The organism is Actinoplanes sp. NPDC048791 (assembly GCF_040650095.1).
Taxonomy (GTDB): Bacteria; Actinomycetota; Actinomycetes; order Mycobacteriales; family Micromonosporaceae; genus Actinoplanes.
Genome location: NZ_JBEZGQ010001296.1, coordinates 1 through 2,035 on the forward strand (window position 1 = coordinate 1; position 2,035 = coordinate 2,035).

A 2,035-nucleotide genomic window follows, 5' to 3' on the forward strand; every position below is an offset into this window, starting at 1 on the left:
CGGGCACCGCGCCGAAGCCGACGACCACGAAGGTGGCCAGCGCCGTGCGGACCACGGGATCGGCGGCCGGGCCCCGGACCGCGGCAGCCAGCGAGCTGTCGTCGGCCGGCGGGGCGCTCGGCTTCGTGGCCGGTGGCTTCTTCGCCGGCGCCTTGGACGACGTCTTGGATGACGCGGGCGCCTTCGTGGCCGGTGCCGGGCGGCCGATGATGCCGGTGATCCAGCCGGTGATGGTGTCGACGCGCCCGCTCAGGTCGACCTTCGCGTGCGGGCACGACGGTCCGTGGCTGACCACCGAGATCAGCACCGCGTCGCCGTCCTGCTGGGTGAAGTAGGGGCCGCCCGAGTCCTGCGAGCAGGGGCTGGTGGTGGAGCGGGGGGCGTGGCCGCGCATGCCGACGTACGCGCGGCTGAGCGAGGCGACCTTGAACTCGCCGGTCTGCAGGTGGGTGGCCAGGCTCGACGGATCGTCGTCGACCGTACGGCCGTAGCCGGCCAGCCGCACGATCGTGCCGACCTTGGGCGCCTTGCGGTTGAGCTTGACCGGGGCGATGTCGGTGATCGGCTCGGCCAGCTTGGCCAGCGCCACGTCGGTCGTCGAGGACTGGCGCACCGCGATGACCTTGACCTTGTGCCCCGCGGTGCCGGACAGGTCGGTGCGACCGGCGGTGGCGGTGGTCAGCCGGGCCACCAGGCGTGAGACGTGGGTGCCGTTGATGTTCTTGAAACAGTGCCCGGCGGTGATCACCCAGCGGGGTGCGACCAGCGCGCCTGTGCAGGAGCTGTCGCGGCGCCCGCCACCGGACTCAGGGATGCCGGTCATGGTGAGCTTCACCGCGAAGCCGTACCGGCCCGGCACGGCGTCCTCGCCGTTGGCGATCGCCGGTGGTGCCGCGGCTGCGCGCGCCGGGGCGCCGGGGCCGAGCACCAGTGCGGCGGCGATCGCCGGCAGCAGCAGGAGCACCAGCAACGTCGTGGCGGAGCGGGGTCGCAAAGGGCGGTCCTTCCGGAGAGCAACTGTGCAACAAGACGTGGGAAACGTATCTTAAGTTGCAAGCGCCAATACAATTTCTCTCCGGAACGGCCTGCTGACTCAGCGCTAAACGCTGGAGGAATGGGCGGCCAGGAACACCCGGGCCAGGTCGGCGAAATCGTCGGCCCGTTCGATCTGCGGCATGTGCCCGGTGTCCGGGAACAAATGGGTCCGGGCGTGCGGAAAGGCCGCGCCTGCGGCGGCCAGGTGGGCCGCCGGCAGGATCAGGTCGCGGTCGCCCCAGACGATCAGGGCCGGCCGGGCATGGGCCGTGACCTGCTCCAACAGGGTCTCCCGCCAGGGTGCGCGGATGCCCCGCAGGGTGCCCAGCTCCCGGGCCGTCTCCAGGAACACCCGGGCATTGTGCGGCCGGGCGGCCACCCGCAGGGCAAGGTCCACCCGCTCCTGGGTCACATGGGCGCGGTCATGGAACAGGCTGCGTTCGATCCGGTACGCGGAGCGAGCATCGATGCGCCGCAACAACGGTTTACCGAGGCCCGGAACGGCGAGAATGCGCAACGCCACCGCCACTTCCTTGCCGAAGCCGGCGCTGTTCACCAGCGTCAGGGTGGCGATCCGCTCAGGAGAATCGGTGAGCATCTTCATCGCCACTGCGCCGCCCAGTGAATTGCCCATCACATGCAGTGGCCGGTCCTCGCCGAGCGCGTCGACGGTGGCCGCCACCCCGTCGGCCAGCCCGGCCAGGGTCACCCGTCCCGGCAGCGGCTCGGACAGTCCGAAGCCGGGCAGGTCCACGCTGATCAGCCGGTGGTCGCCGGCCAGCCGCTCGTGCTGCGGATCCCAGTCCTCCAGGCTGCGGCCGATGCCGTGCAGCAGCAGCACCGGCGGGTGGCCGGGGTCGCCGCTCTCGCGCACCCGGATCCGCCGTCGGCACGCCCACGCCCGACTCCACCGGATCGCCCCGCTCCACCTCACTCAGCCCGCCGAGCGCGAACAACGTCGAGCTGTAGGCCCCCAGGCCCCTCGCTCCGATGACTGAGC

The 2,035-nt window shown here is 71.6% G+C and carries 2 protein-coding genes; both read right to left on the bottom strand.

Going from position 1 to position 2,035, the window contains the following annotated elements:
• Positions 1-994 (bottom strand): trypsin-like serine protease (locus AB0C29_RS45590; RefSeq protein ID WP_360834216.1); only part of this gene is annotated, 994 nt, incomplete at its 3' end.
• 105 nt (positions 995-1,099) lie between these two features.
• Positions 1,100-1,909: an alpha/beta fold hydrolase gene (locus AB0C29_RS45595; RefSeq protein ID WP_360834218.1), complete on the bottom strand. Its 810-nt coding sequence runs from the start codon at positions 1,907-1,909 to the stop codon at positions 1,100-1,102.
• Positions 1,910-2,035: the final 126 nt, after the last annotated feature.